Annotated in this window: 17 protein-coding genes; all 17 read right to left on the minus strand. The window is 40.9% G+C overall.

The features are described 5' to 3' along the window. Positions 1-30 precede the first annotated feature (30 nt). Positions 31-3,405: a transglutaminase family protein gene (locus tag IEZ33_RS14810; RefSeq protein ID WP_191600795.1), complete on the minus strand. Its 3,375-nt coding sequence runs from the start codon at positions 3,403-3,405 to the stop codon at positions 31-33. Continuing rightward, positions 3,402-4,346 (minus strand): alpha-E domain-containing protein, encoded by a 945-nt coding sequence (locus tag IEZ33_RS14815; protein ID WP_191600796.1) that lies wholly within the window; start codon positions 4,344-4,346, stop codon positions 3,402-3,404. Before IEZ33_RS14815 ends, IEZ33_RS14810 begins: the two co-directional genes overlap by 4 nt. Before the next feature lies 1 nt (position 4,347). Further along, complete coding sequence (locus tag IEZ33_RS14820) at positions 4,348-5,802, minus strand: circularly permuted type 2 ATP-grasp protein (protein ID WP_191600797.1); 1,455 nt, start codon at positions 5,800-5,802, stop codon at positions 4,348-4,350. A gap of 244 nt (positions 5,803-6,046) precedes the next feature. Further along, positions 6,047-6,730 (minus strand): GTP cyclohydrolase I FolE, encoded by a 684-nt coding sequence (folE, locus tag IEZ33_RS14825; RefSeq protein WP_191600798.1) that lies wholly within the window; start codon positions 6,728-6,730, stop codon positions 6,047-6,049. A gap of 149 nt (positions 6,731-6,879) precedes the next feature. Beyond that, the gene (locus IEZ33_RS14830; RefSeq protein ID WP_191600799.1) at positions 6,880-7,941 is read right to left on the minus strand and encodes an MJ1255/VC2487 family glycosyltransferase; all 1,062 of its coding nucleotides are present in this window, start codon (positions 7,939-7,941) and stop codon (positions 6,880-6,882) included. Beyond that, entirely contained in the window at positions 7,938-8,456 is a 519-nt protein-coding gene (locus IEZ33_RS14835) for a phosphatase PAP2 family protein (RefSeq protein WP_191600800.1), read from the minus strand. The genes IEZ33_RS14830 and IEZ33_RS14835 overlap by 4 nt, the downstream gene beginning before the upstream one ends. Before the next feature lie 102 nt (positions 8,457-8,558). Then, a complete protein-coding gene (locus IEZ33_RS14840) occupies positions 8,559-9,545 on the minus strand; it encodes a phospholipase A (protein WP_191600801.1) in 987 nt (328 codons plus the stop codon). Between the two features lie 30 nt (positions 9,546-9,575). After that, the gene (locus IEZ33_RS14845) at positions 9,576-11,990 is read right to left on the minus strand and encodes a putative bifunctional diguanylate cyclase/phosphodiesterase (RefSeq protein WP_191600802.1); all 2,415 of its coding nucleotides are present in this window, start codon (positions 11,988-11,990) and stop codon (positions 9,576-9,578) included. A 310-nt stretch (positions 11,991-12,300) separates the two neighbouring features. Further along, a complete protein-coding gene (locus IEZ33_RS14850; protein ID WP_191600803.1) occupies positions 12,301-14,205 on the minus strand; it encodes a PhoX family protein in 1,905 nt (634 codons plus the stop codon). A 197-nt stretch (positions 14,206-14,402) separates the two neighbouring features. Beyond that, complete coding sequence (locus IEZ33_RS14855; RefSeq protein WP_191600804.1) at positions 14,403-15,092, minus strand: P-loop NTPase family protein; 690 nt, start codon at positions 15,090-15,092, stop codon at positions 14,403-14,405. Positions 15,093-15,133: 41 nt separating this feature from the next. Then, entirely contained in the window at positions 15,134-15,484 is a 351-nt protein-coding gene (locus tag IEZ33_RS14860; RefSeq protein ID WP_191600805.1) for a putative quinol monooxygenase, read from the minus strand. Between the two features lie 39 nt (positions 15,485-15,523). Then, entirely contained in the window at positions 15,524-16,765 is a 1,242-nt protein-coding gene (locus IEZ33_RS14865; RefSeq protein ID WP_191600806.1) for a sensor domain-containing diguanylate cyclase, read from the minus strand. 107 nt (positions 16,766-16,872) lie between these two features. Continuing rightward, positions 16,873-18,075, minus strand: a complete 1,203-nt coding sequence (locus IEZ33_RS14870) for a sirohydrochlorin chelatase (protein WP_191600807.1) — start codon at positions 18,073-18,075, stop codon at positions 16,873-16,875. Between the two features lie 65 nt (positions 18,076-18,140). Then, the gene (cobN, locus tag IEZ33_RS14875) at positions 18,141-22,016 is read right to left on the minus strand and encodes a cobaltochelatase subunit CobN (protein WP_191600808.1); all 3,876 of its coding nucleotides are present in this window, start codon (positions 22,014-22,016) and stop codon (positions 18,141-18,143) included. A gap of 11 nt (positions 22,017-22,027) precedes the next feature. After that, positions 22,028-23,101 carry a cobalamin biosynthesis protein CobW gene (cobW, locus tag IEZ33_RS14880; protein ID WP_191600809.1) on the minus strand — a complete coding sequence of 358 codons (1,074 nt, stop codon included), beginning with the start codon at positions 23,099-23,101 and terminating at the stop codon, positions 22,028-22,030. 121 nt (positions 23,102-23,222) lie between these two features. Beyond that, a complete protein-coding gene (gene cobM / locus IEZ33_RS14885) occupies positions 23,223-23,993 on the minus strand; it encodes a precorrin-4 C(11)-methyltransferase (protein WP_191600810.1) in 771 nt (256 codons plus the stop codon). Between the two features lie 65 nt (positions 23,994-24,058). Beyond that, the gene (gene cobJ / locus IEZ33_RS14890) at positions 24,059-24,835 is read right to left on the minus strand and encodes a precorrin-3B C(17)-methyltransferase (RefSeq protein ID WP_191600811.1); all 777 of its coding nucleotides are present in this window, start codon (positions 24,833-24,835) and stop codon (positions 24,059-24,061) included. Positions 24,836-25,011 lie beyond the last annotated feature (176 nt).

Genomic DNA, 25,011 nt, shown 5'->3' on the forward strand with positions numbered 1-25,011 from the left:
CATTAGGTAGTATTTGCTCAGTTAAATAAATTAAAGAGCATTATACCGTTTCCTTAAATCAAGTGTATGAGGATATTCTCCCATTGGCTCCTCAGGTGGAGGTGCCATTGGTTTAGAGGCCGTTTTATTTGGATAAAAATGCCCCAATGCTTCAAATTCATCTGGTGCACTAAAGCGCCCTTGAGTAAAGCCATTATCCCAGAAACGATTCACCCTACGTGCTTCAGCTTCATTTGCATTCACTGGTAAGGTTTCATAACTACGTCCACCCGGATGAGAGATATGGTAAGTACAACCTCCAACAGACATACCATTCCAAGTATCAATCAAATCAAATACCAGCGGAGTATCAACACCTAAAACGGGGTGTAGAGCGGATGGTGGAGCCCACGCCTTATAACGAACAGCACCAACAAACTCACCGTGTTTCCCGGTAGATTTTATTGGTACTCGACGCCCATTACAGGCCAATACATAACGCCCTTCTGTTAACCCAGACAATTTAACCTGCAATCGTTCAACAGATGAATCTACATAACGGGACGTCCCAGACATAGAGATTTCTTCACCTAACACATGCCAAGGTTCAATCGCCCAGCGCAGTTCTAACTCAATATCATCAACTTGTAATCGACCATAATGAGGGAAGCGGAACTCTTCGAACGCCGCCAACCATTCCAGTTTAAATGGGTAGCCATGCTGTTGCAGGTCTTTCACCACTTCTTTAATGTCATTCCACACGAAATGCGGCAACATAAATTTATCATGCAGTGACGTTCCCCAGCGAACTAATGGCTTCTTGTACGGTTCTTTCCAAAAGCGCGCCACAAGACAACGTAACAAAAGAATTTGTACTAATGCCATTCTTGGGTGTGGCGGCATTTCAAAACCGCGAAACTCTAGCAAACCTTGTCGACCGCTTGATGTCCCTGCTGCATACAATTTATCGATACAGAACTCGGAGCGATGCGTATTACCTGTGATGTCTATCAGTAGGTTGCGCATTAAACGGTCGGCAAGCCAAGGTTCTTGTACAAAACCATCAGGCATTTCTTGAAAAGCAATTTCCATTTCGTACATCATCTCATCACGACCTTCATCAGGACGCGGCGCTTGACTGGTTGGTCCAATAAACATACCTGAGAACAAGTACGAAAGACCTGGATGATGCTGCCAAAAAGTGACTAAACTACGAAGCAAATCTGGCTTTCTTAAAATTGGACTGTCTGTAGGAGTTAAGCCACCAAGAGTAATATGATTACCACCCCCTGTTCCCGTATGACGCCCATCGATCATAAACTTCTCTGTTCCTAAGCGACATTGGCGCGCTTCTTCATATAGAAGTTCGGTGTTATGAACCATCTCATCCCAGTTAGACGCTGGGTGGATATTGACCTCAATGACACCTGGATCAGGAGTAATCTGGAAACGCTGAAGACGAGCGTCTCTTGGAGGTTCATAACCTTCAATAATGAGAGGTAAAGACAATTTCGCCGCCACTGTCTCAAGAGCATGCAGCAACTCAACATAATGTTCTAGTTGTTGGACCGGTGGTAAAAATACATGCAATTTGCCATCACGAGGTTCAATACATAAAGCGGTACGAATGACTTCTTTATAGGCTTTTTGCTTGGGTACTTTCGTTTCATTCACATCAACATCTTGATTCGACTTTCTCAAAGAAGACATCATAGAGCGTGGATCACGAGCAGGAGGAACAGTCGAAACTAATGGTTGTCTAGGCTCAAACGGGTCTCTTTCGGGTTTAACGTCTTCTTCAGCAAGCGCTGGCAAAGAGTTTAAAGGCAAACGATAACCAAGTGGCGAATCTCCCGGAATAAGAGTTAACACATCCCTTCTCATTGGCCAATCAGAACTTTCCCAACCTGTCCCAACATCTAAAGGCTGAAGAGGTAATACAAAACCAGTAGGCGTATTTAAACCGCGAGTTAGCAATTTAGCTAAACGACGACGATCTAAACTGTCTGTTAAATCCGCTTTAGTTGGGTCAACATTTTCAGGAAGAGATTGCTCCATCCAAAGATAATGTAATGTATCTTCATAGGCCGGATTTAAGTAAGCGTCATCAAGTTTCAATACTTCACACAAAGCCTGACCAAAACGTTTGGCATCGGCTGCATCGTGTTTATAATCCTTGTCGACTCGAGCCAATAAATCTGTATTATGCCAAAGTGGTTTATCATCAAGACGCCAGAAGCAACCTAATGCCCAACGAGGAACTTCTTCACCTGGATACCATTTTCCTTGACCGTAATGCAACATACCTTCAGGAGCAAAACGTTTTTTCAAACGTAGTAAAAGGTCTTTTGCTAATTTTAATTTATCTTTCCCCAGCGCTTCGGTATTCCATTGAGCGGAGTCCATATCATCTATCGAAACAAATGTCGGCTCCCCCCCCATAGTCAATCGAACATCACCCTCAATTAGCTCTTCATCAACAGCATCACCTAACGCTTTGATATCCAACCAATCCCCGTCAGAATACGGCTTGGTAACACGTGGATCTTCAAGAATACGAGTAACCACATTAGAGTAGCTAAACTCGGTTTCACATTTATCAGTAAAACCCGTAATTGGCGCGGCAGAAACCGGGTCAGGAGTACAAGCGAGTGGGATATGTCCTTCACCTGCAAACAAGCCCGACGTTGGATCAAGACCAACCCAACCAGCACCAGGTAAGAAAACTTCACACCATGCATGTAAATCGGTAAAGTCTTCTTCTGGGCCAGACGGGCCATCTAACGCTTTTACATCCGAGGTTAACTGCACTAGATACCCTGAAGCAAAACGAGCCGCCAAACCACAATGCCTAAAGATTTGAATCAACAACCAAGATGTATCTCGACAAGAGCCTTTAGCCAGTTCCAACGTTTCTTCACTTGTCTGAACACCTGGTTCTAGACGAATTCCATAACCAATATCTTGTGAAAGCTTGGTATTGACCATCACTAAGAAATCATTGATGGGCATCTCATCTTTAGGAATACTCTGAGCGTATTCTTTTAATAAAGGTCCTGATTCGATTATTTCTAAATAGGGTTTAAGCTCTTTTTGTAACTGGTCATCGTATGCAAAGGGATAACTTTCTGCGTACTTCTCAACAAAGAAATCGAATGGGTTAATCACCGTCATATCGGCAATAACTTCAACTTCAAAGGTTAAAGTGTCTGTTTTTTCAGGGAAAACAAGCCTTGATTGAAAATTCCCAAATGGATCCTGCTGCCAATTTAAAAAGTGGTTTTCAGGTGTTACTTTCAATGAGTAACTGTGTATGTGAGTACGTGAGTGTGGTGCTGGACGCAAACGTAAAATATGCGGTGCAACGTTTACATGGCGGTCAAACTTGTACTCTGTCTTGTGCTGTAGAGCAACACGAATAGTCAAGCCGCTTCTCCTTTATCAAATGAAAACCAACTCTCAGTAATGTTAGAACTGAGCTGAATAATACCGATCTGCAATTCGTTTAAATAATCTCTGAACTTCATGTCAAGATCATCGGAACTGGTAATTTCAAAATCCATTTCTTTTAGCGCATTCAATGACTCTAAAACAGCGTCACCATGCGGTAACTTATTGACGGCCAAAAGCATTTCATCAAAACAAAAACTCACAGAACGAGGGAAGTAGGCATCATTCAGCATGAATCTAGCCACTTTTGCTCCGCTAATAGATGTTCTCACAGTACGACGGTAATTAAGATACGCACTTTGGGATTTTAGCACTTTAGACCACAACACCTGAGCCAAAGCCAATCGTTCTTCTTCCTGATGTTGTAACATCAAAGACACAGCCGCATCCAATACTCGAGTGGTCATATCAGAGCGCTCAACATTACGACCTAAAAGAACAAATTGCCATGTTGCATCACGACTCATTGTACCGGCTAATAAGCCATTAATGGTCTGGCAACCCTCAATAATTCTCGTCAAAAATGTATGTCGGTCTGATCGATTAATGCCTTTTTTGATATTAGTTCGAGCATAGATATCTAGCTCATTGATCAGCTCCCATGTGGCTTCAGGAACCACATCTCTTGTGGTACGAATATTCTCACGCACCATTTTAAGGGATGACAGCATAGAACTTGAGTTTGTGTCATCTTCTAACATAAACTTTAAAACGTTTTTTTCGTCTTGAACCTTATACCTTTCGTGAAACAATTCAGTGCTACCATTAATTTTAACCAAATTATACCAGCTAATATCAACGCCTTTAGGTAAGTCATACATCATATTGTCGTAAACACTTACTAGGCGTGCAATGTTTTCAACACGTTCAACATAACGCGCACTCCAATAAATACGTTCAGCAACTCGTGATAACATATTATTTCGCCTCCAAATCAACAATCCAAGTGTCTTTACTGCCACCGCCTTGAGATGAGTTAACAACAAGTGAGCCTTTTTTCATTGCAACACGAGTCAACCCACCAGTAGTCACATAAGTATCTTTGCTTTGTAGAATAAAAGGCCGTAAATCCAAATGCCTTGGTTCTATCAGTCCCTTACCCACTAACGTTGGCGATGTGGAAAGCTTTAATGTTGGTTGTGCAATGTAATTACGAGGATTCGCTTTAATTAAATCAGCAAAAATTGCCTGATCCTTTTTGGTTGAATGCGGCCCGACAAGCATACCATAACCACCAGATTCATTTGCTGGTTTCACCACTAGCTGGTCTAGGTTAGCTAAAACGTATTCTCTTTGTTCTGGGTCATCACATAGAAACGTTTCAACATTGGCCAGAATCGGCTCTTCATTAAGGTAGTATCGAATTATGTCAGGCACATAGGCATACACCACTTTATCATCAGCCACACCGGCTCCCGGTGCGTTTGCTAAAGCAACATTCCCCTTTTGCCAAGCCCTCATCAACCCCGGAACACCCAATACTGAAGTTGGATCAAACGCTTCTGGATCAATAAAAAGGTCATCAATACGACGATAAATCACATCCACGCGCTCTGGGCCTGAAATGGTTTTCATATAAACACAATCATCATCGGCAACAAATAAATCGCTACCTTCGACTAACTCGGCTCCCATCTGCTGAGCAAGAAATGCATGTTCAAAATAAGCTGAATTAAATATTCCAGGAGTTAATACGACAATTTCAGGAACTTCTATGTCTCTAGGAGACAGGGCGGCTAACATATCAAAAAGCTTAGAGGTGTAATCATCAACCGGTAAAATTGTATCGTTTTCAAAAAGCTCAGGTAATACTCGCTTTGTAATGGCTCTATTTTCGAGCATATAAGAAACGCCTGAAGGAACGCGCAAATTATCTTCTAGTACGTAAAACTGTCCCTCACCTGCTCGCACCAAATCAGTGCCACAAATATGGGCCCAAACACCAAAAGGTGGCGAGATGCCAACACATTCTGGTCTAAAGTTTTTCGATTCTTTTATGATGTGTTCTGGAATGATGCCATCTTTAATGACATTTTGATCGTGGTAAAGATCATCTATGAAAAGGTTCAGCGCATTCAGTCTTTGCTTTAATCCTGCATCGGCGATTTTCCAGTCCGCGGCTGATATTGTTCTTGGGATAATATCAAAAGGCCAAGCTCTATCAATATTTCCTTCTTCTGTATAAACCGTAAAACTCACGCCCATTTCTTGAATGGTCGCTTCGGCAAGTAATCTCCTTTTCTCTAATTCATCACCTTCAAGTGATGATAAATAGTTCACTAATTTTTTAGATGGCGCCCTTGGTTCTTGCTTCTCGTTGATGAGTTCATCAAAAAAATTATTAGAATCGTACTCTTTCCAATTTATTTCCATACATCTTAGCCCTCTTATTATGAATGCTCAGGCTTGAGCCTAATCGGCACGTCATTTTTTATTTATTTACACTATTCATGAGTTTTATAATAAGAACAATTAACCCATTCAAAAAATATAATCAACTTAATTATCTCATTGATTTATAAGAAGCAATTATCAGGCCATAGCGTAAATACGTTAAAAATCAAAAAAGTAGCTCTGTCGACACTACTTTGAATAAAAGTAAGACTAAGTTGTATTTTTATCGGGCTAAGAATTCAGCTCTGGTTTTATCGCTTGATTTAAACAATCCCCCTAGCGCTGTCGTTTGTGTTGAAGAGCTTGCATCCATGACACCTCTTGCTTTAACACAATAATGTGTTGCGACAATACTGACGGCCACGTTATCTGTTTCAAGCAACGTTTGTAGTGTCACTAAAATCTGCTGAGTCAAGCGCTCCTGAACCTGTGGCCGTTGACCAAAAAAACGCACAATTCGATTTATCTTAGATAAACCAATTATTTTATTTTTTGGTAAATACGCGACTTTGGCCAAACCATCAATAGTGACAAAATGATGTTCGCATGTGCTGGTAAAGCTAATATCACATACCTTTACCATCTCATCGACTTTCATCTTGTTATCAATCACTGTAATTTTAGGAAACTGGTCATAGTCCAATCCTGAAAAAATTTCTTTAACGTACATTTTAGCGATGCGATGAGGTGTTTCTGCCAAACTGTCATCAGACAAATCTAAACCAAGAGTCGTTACAACATCTTCAAATGCATGCTTAATACGCTGATATTTTTCTTCAGAAGTTAAGCCATTATCAATCATAGGTGTTTCCAGCCCATGCTTAATTAAAGCCTCTTTAACTTTTAACGCTTCAACAGACGGTCCAACAGAAAGCGAATTAGTAAGAGTAGTTGTCGCTGTTTGCATATTAAATTTCCTAACAAGACTGAAATGTGGCGTAGCATCAGATCATCAAATGAAATGAGCCTTTCTCATATTGTACCGTTGAAAGCACTATAAGTTCACCACATTCTGTTAAGAGATCACATCTTGAAAACAAAAACTCACGACATAAGTTAAGCTGACGCAATAATATCAAGGTTTACATCATGATCCATTGCATAGACTTGTGACCATAACTCTTTGGCCATATCTTCTACTGGAGTCAATGCGCCCTCTGAAAGCCACTGAGCTAGATAAGCGGCTGTGTCTGGATAGTCGACTTGTACAGGAATCTGAGTGTCTAGCCACAAGCGAATCCCTTCTGCCGTCAGTTCATCCGTGGCTTGAGCCAAACCAAGCATTTCTAAAGCAATTGCATTTGAATGCTGTTCAACCTGACCTTTTAAAGGCTTTACTAAAATTCGTTTACCTAACGCCAATGCTTCTGAATTAAGCTCAAATCCAGCGTTACACAACACGGATTGACTTAATCGTAAATTTTTTTGAAACCTATCTAAACCAAATGGATAGACAGTGACGTTTCCATACTGACCAGGTTCAACATCTTTGCAATGTAATAGAAACTCAAACTCCTTAATCGTTCTTAAAAGATCAATGACAAGTAAAGACATTTCAAACGGTAGATAAACCAGCACTTTTCGAGGGTCCACTGACGACTTTGCGCCATGACTTAATACAATTGGAGGCAAAATAGGGTAGTTAAAATGACTCCAATGAAGGCCTACCTGTTTATTTGAAGGGGCAAACCATTTAAATAAATAAGCCGCCCATTGGCTTTTATACCTCGGAATATCAAAAGAGAAAGCATATTGATGACCGATCCCAATACACTCTCTTCCACTTAATTTCGCCGCCCAGGCTACTATAGGTTCAAAATCAGAGACGAACAAATCGTATTGAGTAAGATCGATGCCTTTAACGTCTTTAATAAATTGTTTTGTTTTTACTTTTTTCAGTGTATTAAAAAGATCCAGCGACCCATTACTAGATTGAAACGTAAGGCCAGCCTTCACTTTATAGTCACCAAACGCTTCCATATCGAAAAAGTCTTTCGACTCTCTTCCTGAAAATAGATACGTAACTTCAACCCCTAATTGTTTCAACAAGGGGGCTAATGCACGAGCTCGTGAGATATGACCATTACCTGTCGCTTGAACACCATACAATATTTTCACCCGACAACCCCCTCAACAACAATGAAAGCACAACCCGATCCGAGCAAGGCACCTACCAAGGTATCAGTAGGAAAATGCACTCCTAAAAACACCCTTGATAGAGCCACATTTAGAGCCCAAAAATACCAACAAAGATTCAGTCCAGGTAGCCATTCAGACAAAAAATACGCCATCAAAAAAGCACCAGAAGTATGCCCAGATGGGAATGAAAAATGATCAGCAGGTCGAATAAAGCTTTTAAAATCATCTAATGCTTCTGCGGGTCTACTTCGCTTAAAACCATTCTTCGCTATAAAATAAATACCGCGTTCTATAGCAAATGAACAGAGCAAGAGAACAACCCATTGTGATTGCCCATAAAAAAACAAAAGAAAAGTGATGAAGAGATAAATAGGGCCGTCTGCCGTAAACGAAATACAGCGACTAATATTTGCAAGAAAAGCTCGTCGTTTACGAGCCATACACCAACAAAAAGCCAACACATCTAGGTGATGAATTTGTTTTAATACCGCCATAAATAGTGTCTCAAGTTCAAACTTTATTCAGACTAAAATAAAATAATGACAAGAAAAGGACACTAAAATGACATTTCTATGACCACACAAATTGTGTAGAGGCTACAACCAACCCGTAAGCGTTACGCCAAGACCTATGCTTTGAGTTTTGTTATTGTAGTCAAGTAACGACTGCCCATACCCATTAAAATACTGGATATAACCACGAATTTTCCCCCATACTGGAAACGTAAATCCTAATTGAACCGCTCCTTTATTATCGGTTCGCAAATTATTCCGCACCATTAAATCGATACTATAATCATCAATAACATGCACCACCCCTAACTCACCATAGCCTAAGTATTTTTCAATATTAGGGTTATCGTCATCTTTCTTCTTTTCAGGGATCCGATACCAAGGTTTAATCGACAAAATTGTATTCTCATGCTCAAAAATAAACTCAGCAAAAATACGATTCCAAGAACGTGAAAAAGGCTCTACTCGACCGTTTGATTGATGATTTATGCCTAAACTTACGTATTTAGGCATAAAATAACTCTCACCCTTAACCTCATAAAGTAGAAAAGCTTCCGGTTCATGGTTTGTATCCCTAAAAGGAGCGGATATCTCTGAATTATAAGCCTGCCAATAAGCCTGTTGCGTATAAGCAAACCATAAGCTGGTATCGGTATTAAAAACATTATTAGAGACAGGGAACTTCAAGCTAATTTGAAATTTAAATTCCACACTGTCTAAGCTTTCATCGGATAAAGTACTTTCCGATTGGTTACGCGAGTTTGGATTATGAGTATAAGCCAAAGGCAGAAAGTAATTTGGCTTATGAGGTGTAATGACAAAAGGGTTTGATGTTGTTGCATTTTCTCTACGAATTCGCTGTTCCAGCAAACCATCAGATAGCTTAGCTCGTTCACTAATAGATAAGGGCTGCTCAGGCTCATCGCCTAAATTCTCTAAAGCAGGAGAAATAGTCTCAATGAAGGAAGCTTCTTTTGTATTTTTACCTTCTTTTCCCTGTTTTGAAGCGTCTTCAGCAAAACTAGGAAAAGCAAAAGAGCACGCGACAAACAAAATAACTTTATTAATCATAATTTTCATACTTTTTTAACAAGGAATGGCCTAACGACGATGAGTTGGAACGGTACTCTTAGAAAAGCTTTTAACAAAATCAATTGCTGGCATTGGCCGACCAAAATAATAGCCTTGAAAACGAAGACACCCCATATTCTGCAATTCACAATAATGTTCTTCGGTTTCAACTCCCTCTGCAATAACTTCGATATCAAGCGCTTTTGACATCGCAATAATCGCTGCAATAATCGCTGTATCACTTTTATCTACCAACAAGTCCCTGACAAAAGACTGATCAATTTTCAATCTATTGATTGGTAACGTCTTAAGATACTTCAAAGAAGAATACCCGGTCCCGAAGTCATCAATTGATAAGAACGCGCCCAGCTCTCTTATTTTATTCATTTTTTCACGGCTAATGGTCAAATCACCAAGAAGCATACTTTCTGTAATTTCTAAATCAATATATTCAGGCGCTAAAGAATATTTAGTCAAGAGCATTTCTAAAGCAAGCAGGAAATCAGATTGTTGAAATTGAATAGCACTCACATTAATTGACAATTTCCAATCTGATTGCCAAAACCCCTCCTTAATCCAAACAGACAATTGTCTAAAGGACTCTTCCATTACCCAATCACCAATACTATTAATTAAGCCAATTTCTTCTGCTAAAGGAATAAATACGCCAGGAGGCGTAAAAGAACCATCCGCTCTTGGCCAACGAATTAGTACTTCTGCACCAGTACAGGCCCCATCAAAGGCATTTTGTGGTTGGAAATACAGCTCAAATTCTCCATGCTCAATGGCTTCATGCATGGACTTGTCCATAGACATACGCTCATCACTCATGGCTTGCATTTCATGAGAATAGAAACGATAAGTATTTCTGCCAGCATCTTTTGCTTTATATAAAGCGGTGTCAGCTTGTTTCAATAAAATCGTCGCATCATTTTCAAGGTCATTAAATATCGTAATGCCGATACTTACGGTGATGTGTAGCTCATGCAAGCCAACATTTTTCGGCATGGCGAAAACAGATATGATTTCTTGGGCAAAAAGGGCAATTTTTTCAGAAACAAACTCTTCACTACCTTCAATATTTGGCCAGAGCACAACAAACTCATCACCTCCAAGTCGCGCCGTTACCACCTCATCTCGGTTAAGGCTTTCTAAATCCGCAGCAACTAAACGCAGTAAATTATCGCCTACATTATGGCCTAACGAATCATTTATATTTTTAAATCGATCTAGATCTAAGAATAATAAAGCACCGGTTTTCTTCTCTTTTTTATTACTTCGGCTAAAACTATCCAATCGATCTAATAAATATCGTCTATTCGGCAACTGCGTTAAAGGATCATAAAAAGCCAAACGATTAATTCTATCCTCAGCTTCCTTTCGTGCCGAAATATCTCGTACTAACAACAGTACTTCTACTTTATGCTGTAAATTGTATTTTATCAGTCTAATTTCGACAGGAATTTTAATGCCATTATCTGAAAGATAGTGTGTTTCCAATGTAAGAGGTTGATCAAGCGCTAAAGAAACCAGTAAATCGTTAAAATACTCCCATCCCTTTGCTGTATGAAACTCTTCCATATAACAACCTAATAACTTATCTTCTTTACGATCAAGAAGACGCTCACTTGCTTTATTTACCAAACAAATTTTTCCATCTTCTTCTACTAGAAAAATGGCGTCGCCAGCGTGAGCAATAATCGCTTGTGTATGAACGATATTGTATTCAAGCGCCGTATGTGTATCGGTTAATTTTTGAAATACTCTACTAAATACCCGACTTAATTCTCCGAGTTCATCATTCTCGTGTCCTGCCGGTGTAATAATTGGAAGCCTATGTATCGATTTACGACTTGATTCAGATAGGGTAACGGTGAGTTTTTTAAGTGGTCTAGTAACCATGTAGTAAAAGAACAACGATATCAAAGACGCCAATAGAATGTCTTTTACTAAGGAACCGATTAACAAAAGGACATTCTGTTCCAGAATCTCTTCTATTAAAAATTCTCTATCGGCGGTTAAAATAATTTTTCCCAAAATAACATTACGGTCTTCATAGCGTAATACCAACTCAAACTGATCGATCTTTGGTAACAACCAATTCGCCATCTCTATATAAAAAACCGAATGTTGTACACTTCTCGAACTTGAGGCAAATATGTTGCCATTTTCATCCAGCATTTCCGCTTTTAAGACATATTTGTTTTGCATTAGTCCATTAATTTGTTGTTGAGCCAACACTTCGTCTATCCTAAAAGCCGCCTGAACCGCTGGCTTTTCAACAACAGCTAGCAATGCATTAAACTCTTGGGAAATGGCTTCACGACTGGAGATTACATTTGAATAGAAGGTAAGTGCACTCACAATGAGGCTGAGGATAACGGCTAGCAATAATGTGGCAATGGCTTGCTTACCAAACAATGAACGAGTAAACGCAAACTGCAACCTAACCTCCTAAGGATATAAAAGCGTTATCTTCTCAGATAGCCCTTTTAAAATCATCACTCTTTTTAGTTAAAATACCACATTATTACATTTTTTTGACTACATTATTTGACCAGTTGTATTAGAATTAACCAATTAAAAAATACTGCAAACAGTATATATAACTCTCTGAATAATAATAGGTGGATTTAAAAAGAGTTGATAAAAATACTCTTTTTAGAATGAATAAAATAATAGCCCCTCTCTCTTTTTAATAGACAAAAAAAAACCACACCTAATTACTTAGACGTGGCTTTTTCCTAATCACTTTTTAACCAATGACAGAACCGTCATCACGTGTAATCGCAATAACGCTTGAACGAGGAATAGAGTCACCGCCATCAGGCCAGTTTGAATTGCCTTTTTCCCCTGGATGTTGAACACTGATAAACATCGTTTTTTTATCGGAACTCCAAGCCGCTCCTGTAATTTCACATTCATTTGGTCCAACCAAGAAACGACGAATCTCACCCGTTTCAGTGTCAGCAACCAACATCTGGTTATTACCTTGACCAGCAAAACCGTCTTTATTGGAATAATTTCCATCGGTTTGAATCCACAACAATCCTTTTGAATCAAACTTAAGTCCATCGGGAGAGTTAAACATGTTATCTTGATTAATGTTTTTAGAACCAGCATTGGCGTCATCATAGACAGCAGGATTACCCGCTAACAAGAATAAATCCCAATTAAACTCTTGAGAAGTATGATCTTCGTTTATTGGTTTCCAACGCACGATTTGGCCAAAGTTATTTTTAACTCGAGGGTTAGGCCCAACAGCAGGAGTCGCATCACCACCAGCGTTGGTTTTCACTCCTCGGTTTTTATTGTTGGTTAAGCAGCAATACACTTCTACTTTGTTCGGATTCGATGAAACCCACTCTGGGCGATCCATGGTCGTTGCGCCCACTTTAGACGCCGCTAGACGAGTATGAATCGCAATTTCAGCGTCTGTCATACCTGTGGTTTCAGGTGTAAGGGCAAGCCATTCACCTTTATTATTCTCATGAAATTTAGCAACAAACAAAGTACCTTTTGAAAGCAATTCAGAATGATCACCACCCGCCGTGTATTTTCCTTCTGAAACGAAGCGGTATAAAAACTCACCTCGCTCATCATCACCTAAATACACAACAACATGGCCGTTTGCCGCAATCGCTACTTCAGCATTCTCATGCTTAAAGCGACCTAGTGCCGTACGCTTTTTCGGCATTGAATTTGGATTAGTTGGATCGATTTCAACAATATATCCAAAACGATTTGGTTCATTTGGGTTTTTAACAAGATCAAAGCGATCGTCCGCCATCGCCCAGTTATAACCTCGATCCTTAGTACTTACACCGTAACGTGCCAACTCTGGACTGATCTTATAATTTTCATCACTGGCAGAAAAATAACCATTAAAATTTTCTTCGCAAGTGAGGTAAGTTCCCCATGGTGTTTGCCCATTACCACAGTTATTCCAAGTACCTTTAGCCACTTCTCCTTTAGGATCTGACGATGTTTTTAACAGCGCATGACCACGAGCAGGACCCGTTATAGCCATTTCAGTGTCGGCCGTAATACGACGGTTATACATAGAGTCTTTTACTACTCCCCATTTACCGTCTTTTTGATTGATTTCTACAATGGATACGCCATGAGCCGCTTTTGATTTGCGAATATCGTCGGCTGTTACAGCAATACCACCTTCTCGATTAGACAGTAACGTTTTAGAATCTGTGTATTCGTTGTTAACGGCTAAAATATTTTTACCATTATGTCTGAAAAATGCTAGGCCATCACTGTGATCACCAAATGCCATTTCCTGAGATGCTCCTGTACCACCTGTTGACTTATCAAGTTCAGGTGCTTTTGACCATAATGGATCTCCCCACGAGGTCACAACTTGCCAGCTGTATCCTTTTGGAACGGTAACCGTGTCGAGTGCATTTGCTTTTACCATGTCAAAAGCCAATCGGCTTGACTTATTACCCGCCGCAACAGCATTAGCCGCCGATAACGTTGTTGACCCCATGACAAACGCGGTGGCCCCAAAAGCCGCACCGCCACCTAAGAATGAACGGCGAGACATGGATGCTTCCGCCACATTATCAAAATCAACAACCGAGGGCGCAGGACGAACGATTTCATCAAACTCATCAAAACCAATTTCAACTGTGTTCTTAGTGGTCATCTCTCATTACTCCAAAACATAATTTAGTTATTAAGCAGCATCATGCACTTATGCTAAGAACAAATGTAATAGATTAATATGTCAATGACGTGACAGTTTAGTGAAGCTCTAGAAGCAATAAAGAGAACATTAGAAGAGTGGGCATAGGGGGACTAATAAGGTATGGATTGTGTCAACCCATACCGACACGATACTCGTTAATCTTTCAAAAGCATATCAAGTTGAGAATAACCATGTTTAAGCCAAATTTTCATGCGCTGTCTTTCCGCAATATTCATTAGGCGACGATCATTCGCTACAGCCCAAAAGCTGGAATTATTAAAATCAATTTTTTGGGTTAACTTTGTTTGCAGCTTCGCTAGTTCAAAAAATTCCGCTTCACGCTCAACCGCTTTTAAATAGGTCTTTGATTTATGGAAGCGAGAAAAGTTGTCTCCACGCCCTAAATTTTGCACCACAACAAACGCCAAACCAGATTGAGTGTACTTAGTCATAAGTGTATCCAGTAAAGTCACAGAGTCGGCTCCGTCATCCATCACATGCCAAAGATATACTTGGCAACCCATCTCATCTAGCAAACCAAATACATCCGTTTCTTCGATCCACTGGCCCAAAGACTGAGACGTTTGAGCGGCTAAATCAATAATCAAATCATTTTCTGGATTCTCATCAATAGCCGTTAACATGCCATCAAGGCTGTCTTCTTCACCAATAATAACTGGAGACGCAAATTCAGAATAAAAACGTGAAAAAGTCCCATGTGAGGAGTCACAATCAAATCCTAAAAACGGTATGTCACGATCAATATAGTACTGTGCCAGCAATCTAGATGTCATCGATTTACCTACACCACCCTTCTCTCCACCAATAAAGTGAACTTTACTCATATTATCCTCAACTTAAAAATTAAAGCCTATTGCACTTGTAACTAGCTGAATATTGGAGAGTCGTATTGCTCTGGCTCATCAGAGTAAATGGTGACATTCCAATCTTCAGCTAACCCCTCTTCCGCTACACAGTATTTTTCAAAAAAACCACCAATTTCCTCCCTTTTGCAATGGGCTTCAAATGACGCCATATCAGCCCATATTTCATTAAAGACAATAGGAAAGCTTTTACCCTCAGCAAAAGGGCTGGGTATATGTCGAGTAACAATGTATTGCAGGCACCCATCTTCTCTTAATGTATTCGGCTCTAAAGACTGTAAAACCTCAAACAAGGCTTTTTCTTTGCCTGGCTTCGCCTTAAATTGAGCCATGCAGTACACTTTTTTTGACATTTTAAAATCCTGTAGTTAAATTTTATATTCAAGAAATACTTAATTTATAACGACCATTTGATCTCGACCATTCTGTTTTGCTATATATAACCCCTGATCAGCACGGTCTATAATTTGATGGACAGATTGATCACTTTCCTTATGCTCCACCACGCCGCCACTAACTGTAAAGAAAATTTCTCCTTTCTCAGATAATAAAGGCGTTAGCCGTGTTTTATCACAGATTTGATTGGCGATGTTCAGGGCATCATCTAACCCTTGCTTTGGCAACAGCACTAAAAACTCTTCACCTCCGTAACGCCCTACCATTCCTTGGCTACCTACTATTTTTTTCAGAATAGTAGAAAAGTGCCGCAAAACATCATCACCAATTAAATGCCCATAAGTATCATTGATGGTTTTAAAGCGGTCGAGGTCTAACAAGATACAAGACAAATTAGACAAGCCTTTTGCGACAAAATAAGCGTCAAAAGAGTCAATCAAAAAACGATGGTTGTGTAACTCCGTCAGGCTATCGGTATTTGCTGTCTCAATTAATTTTTTTTCTAATAAAACCTGTTCAGTGACATCAATGAGTACTGTCTGAATGACTTTTTTCTTATCCCAGACAATTGACCTTTCAACTAACTCAATACAAATAACGTCACCTGTTTTGGTTCGACTAAAATGACGCTCTCTATTGTTGCTTAATTCACCATTGAGAATAGATTGCACTCTTTTCGTTGCACGATATATGTCTTCACCAACAAAAAAAACTTCAATAGAGGGTAAAGCCAGTATTTCTTCGACTGTATCGTAACCAAGCATATCGGCGTACGCTTGATTGACAAAAAGAGGTTTAAAGTCACTATGAATGACCATACCTTGAATCGAGCCTTCAACTAAATCACGAAAGCGCTGCTCACTTTCCCTTAACAAATGTTCTGATTCGACTTGAGAGGTCATATCAATAATAGAAACTTGTAATGCAGGCTCACCTTCCCATTCAATAATATGATCAATACACAGTATATGCTTAGTAACGCCATGACGATCAAGGTTTTTGAAGAGTTGTACTGTTGAGTCTTTTTCCCCTCTCATTATCGCAGTGTACATTTCTTGAGCTAAGGCTCGCTGATCCTCAGCAATAAGAGACAACAAAGAATCTATAGCGACAAGTTCGTGTGATGTCTCAAAACCATAAAGTAATGCGCACTTTTCGTCTGCATACAAAGGCTTAAAGTCACGATGTATAATAATGCCGTAACGTGAATCCATTAATGAAAGAGGGTTCCTAACCATTTGAAAACCTAAAAATAAAAAAATACCAGTTTAAAATAGCAACAAATAACGCTGATAAACAATTATTTTTAACCATTTGTCCAACAAAAAAAGAATGCTCACTGACGCTAACGATGTGCAAACGCGGTTTTGCTACAATCTCTTTCTGCGTTATCCTTTTCAGCGTCTAAAATATCTTGCGGAAACTGCCCCATAAAACAGCAACAAATGCCCTCACCTATCATGGTTCTAGGACCTTCTGGGTGACCAATGTGTTTATAGACACCATGAGAGTGAGAGAGGGCATGCGAATGGCTATGGCTATGGCTATGGCTATGGCTATGGCTATGGCTATGGCTATGGCTATGAGAGTGACTTGGTAAATGATTGAGGTCAACAGAGTGATCATGGGCGTGGTCCGACTCAGACAAACCTTGAGTATCATCCTGCGGATCTGTAAATTCAGCATGATGATGATGCACGTCTACTTCACCAGCGGCCAGTCGGCGCTTAAATGAATTCATTAACGTTTCACCTTGTGCTGTAAGTTCCCCCGTCATTATTTCATTTACGCGATTTTCAAAAGCGTCGATCACTTTACAATGATCACTTAAGTAAGGCGTTTGAATAAATTCAATACTAGGGTTGTCCTGCGCCACTTTATCTACATACCCTTGGATTCGCTTAATTAAGCGCCCAGTGAATAAAAAGTAAGGTGCGACCACAACACGTTTATAACCCAGCTTCAACAGTTTCTCTAAGCCAGCACCAACAGAAGGGTAAGTAACACCAGAGTAGACGGTATCAGCCCAACCAAAGCCCATGTTTTCGTTTACAATACGGGTTAATTTCGCCGCTTCCGCATTGGCAAGTGTGTCAGACGTACCACGACCCACAACAACCAACAAAGTATCGTACAAGCTTTTAGGTGGATTCTTTGGATCGATTCCCAATGATTCATAAATACGTGCTTGAAAAGCCTCAATCATATCTTCTTGAAGCCCTAACTCACGCCCGTATGTGACCTTTAAATTACTATTTTTTTCTTCATAGGTAGTTAAAACTGAGGGAATGTCATTTTTAGCATGAGTTGCTGCAAACAGCATGCCTGGAACCGCATAGATCTCACCGACACCTTGTTCAACAAGGCGATTTAACCCCATATGGATATTAGGAGCAGAGAACTCCAAAAAGCCATATTCGACGGGTAAATCAGGAAATCGTTTTTTTAAACCCGCCGCAACCAACCCAAATTCTCTTTCGGCATCTTTATCGCGGCTTCCGTGACCACAAATCATGATGCCTTTTTTTGCGTTCTCTTGATTTATCATAACTGTCCCTTGTGGTTAACGTCTTATGGACGTTCTAATCATGTAAAATTTATCGCTATTTGCAATTAATTCGGCTTAATTTGCTCTCTGCGCTGATCAATATCAAGCAAAAGCGTTTGTAATGAATCCTGATAAGATCCATTTTCCTTCCACATCCCTCTTTGACAAGCCTCTAAAAGGCGTTCTGCCATTTCTTCTAAGGCATGAGGATTATTGTCTTTTAGAAAATGCTGATTTTGTTTGTCAAACAATAAGCGATCACATACTTGCTTATATTGATAATCAGATACGATATCTGTTGTTGCATCATAAGCGAACAAATAATCAACCGTAGCCGCCATTTCAAAGGCGCCTTTATAACCGTGCTCTTGCATCGCACCAATCCATTTTGGGTTTAGCACTCTTGTCCGTATCACTCGATTCAACTCTTCTTTTAACGTACGGACTTTTGGCATAGACGGGTTGGAATGATCATTATGGAAAACATCTGGCGCTTCGTTTTTCAAAACGGTAACAGCATTGGTCATGCCACCCTGAAACTGGTAATAGTCATCTGAATCCAAAATATCATGCTCTCTGTTATCTTGATTCTGCATAACCAGCTCTAACCGTGACAAACGATCCGAAAAGGAATTTCGAGCTAAAACACCGTCTCCAGCTTGACCATCATAAGCATAGCTTCCCCAATTTAAGTAGGCCTCAGCCAAATCTTCTTTTGAATCCCAACAACGTTCATCGATTAAACCTTGCAAACCCGCTCCATAAGCACCTGGCTTACTACCAAATACTCGGTAGCTGGCCTGTCTTTGGGCATCGGCCTCATCCATTCCCTGAGAAATCAATGTGCTTCTACGCTCTTCAATATGTTGTTGAATTACATTCCCTGTACCAGGCTCAATAAAATCAGCTATGGCTTGTACGGCAGTATCAAATAACCGCATTACATTTGGAAATGCATCCCGGAAAAAACCCGACACTCTCAAAGTAACATCGACCCTTGGGCGACCTAGTTGCATGCAGGATAACACCTCAAAATCAGACACTCGATTTGAACCTGACGCCCAGATAGGACGCACGCCCATCAGCGCAAAAGCTTGTGCAATATCGTCACCACCGGTTCTCATGGTCGCCGTCCCCCAAACAGACAAACCAATTTCTGTTGGGTAATCCCCGTGCTCTTGTAGATAGCGCTCAATTAAAGATTGCGCGGACTTTTCACCCAATGCCCAAGCCGCTGGCGAAGGTATGGCTCGATTGTCTACAGAGAAAAAATTTCGCCCTGTTGGCAAGGTATCCAAACGCCCTCGGGTAGGAGCGCCACTTGGCCCCGGCGGAATAAAACCGCCACTTAAGCCTGTTAATAGTGCTTGTAATTCATCCACAGCGCTTTTTTCTAAGGAAGGCATCAATCGACGTTTAGCATGTTCCAACAGACGTGCTGTCAAAGGAAAAGATGACGTCAATGACTCTAGATTTTCCAAATTAATTAAATAAGTTAAGCACAGTTTCTCAGCCAACCATTCCAAACGCTCTTTCGTATCCGCGCCAGTACGCCAAACCACATCACTCAACGCCATTAAACAAGCGGGCCTCTCACCTTCCCAAGGCGTGGCTAAAGACGTCAATGGGTCAAATAGCTTACCTTTTTCAGTTAACCCCAAATCAGACACAAGGCTATGTAAAATGCCTTGGCTCTCAGGTGTTTTTCCACGAGGGAGGCGTAATAAAGCGACCACCGTATCGGCCAGTTTTTCAGCGCTAGGTAATTGCCCTAAAACATGTAAGCCATGACGAATTTGGGCCTCTTTGATTTCACACAAATACGCATCCAAACTCTCTAATACGGCACGTTCATCATTCCCATTCTCTAAAGCAACTTCCTCTAACAAATGAGTACTTTCAGCCAAGATGAGAATTTGCTCTTTCAACCACTTTTCACGGCGAACGTCCATGCCTAACGCTTGATAATATTCATCAACTAGACCTTCTAGCACTAACAACTCGCCGTAAGTTTCTGCCCTTGTCATGGGTGGCATCAGGTGATCAATAATAGCCGCTTGAATACGCCGTTTAGCCTGAGCACCTTCCCCAGGGTCATTGACAATAAAAGGATAAAAGTGCGGCATTGGACCTAAAACGATATCAGGCCAACATTGTTCAGATAAAGCAGCGCCTTTACCCGGAAGCCATTCTAAATTTCCGTGTTTCCCCACATGGACAATGGCATCTACTTGATACACATGACGTAACCAAAAATAATACGCTAAATAACTGTGAGGCGGAATCAAGTCTGGATCATGGTAGTTAGCGGCCAAGTCGACATTAAAGCCTCGAGCAGGTTGAATCCCCACAAACGTTTCCCCGAGACGAATACCGGCTAACATAATTCTGGCTTGGCCATTCTGTATTCGGCATTTATGATCCTCTTCTGCGGGACCCCAACGCGTTAATACAGCTTGTTGAGATGCGTGCGGTAATTGCTTAAAATACTGTTGATACTCCTTTAATGATAGACTTTGCCAACAGCCTCTTTCATGTAAGGTATTGGGGTTATTTGTGATCGCCCCCAAAAGTTCTTCTATCAATGCATTTCCAGTAATAGGAATCGTTTCAACAGGGTAACCAGCCTGCGCCATAGACGATAATATAGTAATCATAGAAGCTGGTGTGTCCAGCCCAACACCATTACCAATACGACCATCTTTCGTTGGGTAATTAGCCAGTATTAACGCAATGCGCTTTTGCGAATTGCTTTTTTCACTTAAACGACAATAAGCTTTAGCTAATGCCGCGACAAATTTCGCTCGCTCAATGTGAATACCGTATTGCACAAGATTAATTTGTCCCTGAGAATGGTAGGAAGCATGTTGTTTAAAGCTCACGGCACGCGTCACGATACGACCGTCCATCTCAGGTAACACCACTTGCATGGCCATATCACGACTTCTCAATCCCTGAAATTGATCTTGCCAATCTTCCTCTGTACTACTGGATAAAATTAATTGCAGCACTGGAATCGCGCGGTCAAAAGAAGACTGAAAATCCGTTGGTTCTGACGCTAAATCAGGGCTTCCAACACGGTTACTTGCGAACCCAGTAGCATTTAATACCACTTTAATAGACAGCTGATTAAGGACCTCATTCACCACAGAAAGCGACATCTCATCTTTTAATGACCGTATCGCCAAAGCAATAACAACCAATCCTTGTGAGGCAAAAATCGCCATGAGGTCATCAAACATCTGAGTATTGCCGCTTTGCACATGGCTGCGATAAAACAATAATACGCCATCCGCTCGTTGCAAACCTAGATCCGATTGCCACTCTTGGACACGGCTTGAGGTCGATTTATGATAAACAAAACACGCCGGCAAAGAGCTAGGAGGACTAAAACCTAAAAGAGAGCATTTCTCTAATGACTGAGTATAAGATGACGTAACCAATTGCTGAGCAAGAAATAATAATAAAGAACGAATATTTTGAGGACCACCCTCTCGTAAATAACGCCACACGTCAAATGACACATTGGCAGACACAGTAGAGGCCTCAAAAAGCGACTCATCTAACGCATCATCACCGGGAACAATAATCAAATGCCGGCCTTGTTTGGCTTTAGACCAAGACAGCAAACGCTCAAACCCATAAGACCAATAATGTTGACCGCCTAATAAGGAGACCACAACTAACTTGGCCTGTTCCAATACTTTATCTTCATACAAGTCATACGCTGCGGGCTTTAAAAGTTGCATCCAATTGGCTAAACGAATACTAGGCAAAGCATAATTCGGCTCAGTCTTATCTATCTCATCCATCGCGAAAGCACAGGCATTTAACACGCTGTCTGAGGCCGACAAAAACACAATGTCTCCCGCCGTTTGCTCTAGGTCGATAATCCCTTCATCATCAACAAAGCCACCCGGTTTCGCTGCCAATAGATGCATTTACGACCACCTTAGTTTACTGAAGAAGTGTCTAACGCTTTTTCTATCTTAGCTTTATTAAGCCCTTTTCCGATAAACACCAATTGAGTTTTTCGTTCTTCTGCTGGTGCCCATAAACGATCAAAGTGACGCTCCAAGCGTTCTCCAACCACTTGAAACACTTGACGCATAGGCTTACCTGCAACAGCGGCAAAACCTTTTACTCGATAAATATTATTCTCAGTAACTAAGGTATTTAACACCGTATTTAATGCATTTGAGTCGACTTCACCCAATGACACGACAAACGAATCAAAATGATCATGAGCATGATCGTGTTCGGCACCATGTGCATGGTGGTGATCATGATGATTGTGGATATGGTTAATGTGCACCTCTGTTGCTGACTCCATTCCTAACAGCCTATCCAATGGTGCCAACCCATGATCTATGTAAGCTGTCTTCACTTTTGCCGGTACTTTATGCGCCACAATCTTGGCGACTTTGTTTTTTTCAAGCTCGGACAATAAATCCGTCTTACTCACAACAACCAGGTCGGCCGCACTTAACTGGTCATCCAATAACTCTTGTAAACTCGGGTCATGATCTAAACTTTCATCAGCCAGACGTTGAGCTTGTACTTTATCGGCATCATGAGCAAAACGCCCAGCCGCTACCGCTGGCCCATCAATCACCGTTATTACGGCATCCACCGTGCAATATTCTTTTATTCCAGGCCAATTAAACGCTTGTACTAATGGTTTAGGCAGCGCTAAGCCACTGGTTTCAATTAGGATATGATCAATGTCACCACGTCGAGCAACCAATTGTTTCATTACCGGTAAAAACTCTTCTTCTACTGTACAACAAATACAGCCATTCGCCAGTTCATAAAAACCGTCTTCTGAACGCGTTTCCGAGCCTTCTTCACAATCCAAAGGACAAGAGCGTAGCAACTCTGAATCAATATCTAACTCACCGAATTCATTGACAATCACAGCAATACGTTTGCCTGCTGCCTGCTTTAATACATTAGACAATAAGGTAGTTTTACCGCTACCAAGAAAACCAGTAACAATGGTCGTCGGGATTTTATTTAGTTGCATGCTCTCTACTCTTAAATAATCATTAATTGAGATCGTTAAATGACCTAGGTAAGGTATATTACGTATTTCGATAATCGGCCAAGCAATACATGACCCGTTAATAAAAGACGCTTACCCTAGTTTATTTTTTCTTATGCTTCACTTTACGGTAGATATGCGCCTGATTTTTATCGTACAAATAGGATTCATCAAACTCTTCCGTATCCAAAACATGCCCCACCAAAATAAGGCTGGTACGAGTAAATTTCTTTTCGCGCACTTTTTGGACTATGTCGGATAAGGTGCCAGTGACATAGTCTTGATCTGGCCAACTGGTGCGATAACAAACGGCAACAGGGCAAGCTGTACCATAATGAGGTATCAGCTCTTCAACAATCTTATGAATTCTCGTCACCCCTAAATGAATGGCCAGCGTCGCACCACTCTGGGCTAATGCCGGTAAACGCTCCCTTTCTGGAAACGGGGTTTTTCCTTCATACCGTGTCATTATGACAGTTTGAGATACCCCAGAAAGCGTCAATTCTTTTTTCAACATGGCCGCCGACGCCGCAACAGCACTGACACCGGGGATGATGTCGTATGCAATATTTAACAGGTCTAAACGTCGCATTTGCTCGCCTGTAGCACCATATAAAGAGGGGTCTCCTGAATGTAATCGCGCCACATTTTTCCCCTCTTTAAAGGCTTTTTCTATCACAGCCGTGGTTTCATCAAGGTTCATTTTAGCGGTGTCCAGAATACACTCTGCGGAACCCTCTACACGTTCAACAACCTCTCGTGGAATCAAAGAACCGGCGTAGAGAACAACAGGGCAAAGGGTTAAGGTTTTCACGGCTTTGACTGTCATTAAATCTGGATCGCCCGGCCCAGCACCGATAAAGTAAACTTTCATTTTGTGCTGCTCCTTGTTTAATCTAATAGAGATGCCACCTTATTCATTTAAACCCTCCATATGATTTATAGTTTTTTCGAGTAGCCTCGAGGCGTATAAATCCAGTGTTTTTCACCATTCACAATATGTCTAGATTCACTATTTCCTATACTAACCATGGTAAACATATCCACCTGACTGGCATCCAATTCACCTAACGAAGTAAAGACAATGTCTTCTTCTAAACGCGTCAGCTGTCGCCCAATCATCACGGGCGTAGAGGCGGGGCGATACTGCAATAACACATCACGAGCATGATTCAATTGCCAATCTCTTTTACGTGACACAGGATTATAAAAAGACACAACAAAGTCACCGATACCCGCCGCATGAATCCGTTTATCAATGGTTTCCCAAGGCGTTAATAAATCGGATAAAGATATCGTACAGAAGTCATGACCTAACATGGCACCAACACGACTGGCGCCTGCTTGCATCGCGGAAATACCAGGAACCACTTCGATTTCTACTTCCAACCATTCTGGATGCGATTCTTTACCTTGAAGTTGTTGGTCTAATAACTCAAATACCAATGTGGCCATGGCATAAATACCAATGTCACCGCTTGAAATTAATGACGTTGTTTTACCTGATGCGGCTAAATTGAGGGCCAACCGAGCGCGCCCAATTTCTTCACCTAATGGTAAGTCGTGATGCTGTTTACCCTCACAAATGGCACCTAGTAAATCCAAATAATAGCCGTAAGCCACCATATCAGTACTGGCGCTTAACGCCGACAAGGCCTTCGGAGCCACCAAATCCAAATCACCCGGCCCTATACCGATTACAAACAACTGACTCATAGAACAACCGTTGCAAAAATATAATAGAAGGATTATACAGAACTTATTAGATGGAATGTGTGAAATTCATTAACATGGAGATGAGCTTTCTTCACATTAAAAGAGCTGTCGTCTTGAGAGAAGAGAGGAATAATCATTAATATAACATTGTATTGTTCTTAAACTAAAGCGTAAAA

This window comes from Marinomonas algicola (assembly GCF_014805825.1).
Taxonomy (GTDB): domain Bacteria; phylum Pseudomonadota; class Gammaproteobacteria; order Pseudomonadales; family Marinomonadaceae; genus Marinomonas; species Marinomonas algicola.

Coding starts and splice junctions, on each gene's coding strand:
- IEZ33_RS14870 (WP_191600807.1), bottom strand. CDS start 18,075: ATGATAAATCAAGAGAACGCAAAAAAAGGCATCATGATTTGTGGTCAC.
- cobW (WP_191600809.1), bottom strand. CDS start 23,101: ATGCAACTAAATAAAATCCCGACGACCATTGTTACTGGTTTTCTTGGT.
- cobN (WP_191600808.1), bottom strand. CDS start 22,016: ATGCATCTATTGGCAGCGAAACCGGGTGGCTTTGTTGATGATGAAGGG.
- IEZ33_RS14820 (WP_191600797.1), bottom strand. CDS start 5,802: ATGGAAATAAATTGGAAAGAGTACGATTCTAATAATTTTTTTGATGAA.
- folE (WP_191600798.1), bottom strand. CDS start 6,730: ATGCAAACAGCGACAACTACTCTTACTAATTCGCTTTCTGTTGGACCG.
- IEZ33_RS14860 (WP_191600805.1), bottom strand. CDS start 15,484: ATGTCAAAAAAAGTGTACTGCATGGCTCAATTTAAGGCGAAGCCAGGC.
- IEZ33_RS14865 (WP_191600806.1), bottom strand. CDS start 16,765: ATGGTTAGGAACCCTCTTTCATTAATGGATTCACGTTACGGCATTATT.
- cobM (WP_191600810.1), bottom strand. CDS start 23,993: ATGAAAGTTTACTTTATCGGTGCTGGGCCGGGCGATCCAGATTTAATG.
- IEZ33_RS14855 (WP_191600804.1), bottom strand. CDS start 15,092: ATGAGTAAAGTTCACTTTATTGGTGGAGAGAAGGGTGGTGTAGGTAAA.
- IEZ33_RS14840 (WP_191600801.1), bottom strand. CDS start 9,545: ATGATTAATAAAGTTATTTTGTTTGTCGCGTGCTCTTTTGCTTTTCCT.
- IEZ33_RS14815 (WP_191600796.1), bottom strand. CDS start 4,346: ATGTTATCACGAGTTGCTGAACGTATTTATTGGAGTGCGCGTTATGTT.
- cobJ (WP_191600811.1), bottom strand. CDS start 24,835: ATGAGTCAGTTGTTTGTAATCGGTATAGGGCCGGGTGATTTGGATTTG.
- IEZ33_RS14850 (WP_191600803.1), bottom strand. CDS start 14,205: ATGACCACTAAGAACACAGTTGAAATTGGTTTTGATGAGTTTGATGAA.
- IEZ33_RS14835 (WP_191600800.1), bottom strand. CDS start 8,456: ATGGCGGTATTAAAACAAATTCATCACCTAGATGTGTTGGCTTTTTGT.